The 293-nt window shown below is 47.1% G+C and carries 1 protein-coding gene; it reads left to right on the top strand.

What is annotated here, in order from left to right:
* Positions 1-174: 174 nt before the first annotated feature.
* A partial coding sequence (locus tag R0J87_RS19445) for a MerR family DNA-binding transcriptional regulator (RefSeq protein WP_498888300.1) occupies positions 175-293 on the top strand: 119 nt, incomplete at its 3' end.

The raw sequence follows: 293 nt of genomic DNA, 5'->3' as shown, positions 1-293 counted from the left end.
GTACTCTATCACAACGCCTTAGCCTGGTATGGAATCGAATAAGTTTCGCCAAAAGCCAGACAGCCTGTTCTTTAACGGGGTGTCTGGCTTTTAATATGCAAAAAGCCCTTGCGCTTTACGTTAACGTCAATGATAAACTTAAATTATCAAAAAAATTAAAAAGGGAGGCGGCAGATGAAGACCATACGGGAAGCCGCAGAGGAATTCGGGGTGACGACCCGGACTATCCGCTATTACGAGGAACTGGGGATGCTCAAGCCGGAACGGGCGAATTCCAATACGCGGCTGTTTTC

Origin of the sequence: Halomonas sp. SIMBA_159 (assembly GCF_046536035.1) — a bacterium.
Lineage (GTDB): Bacteria > Pseudomonadota > Gammaproteobacteria > Pseudomonadales > Halomonadaceae > Vreelandella > Vreelandella venusta_A.
The sequence above is the reverse complement of the archived record's forward strand: the minus strand, read 5'-3'. Positions and strand labels throughout refer to the sequence as shown.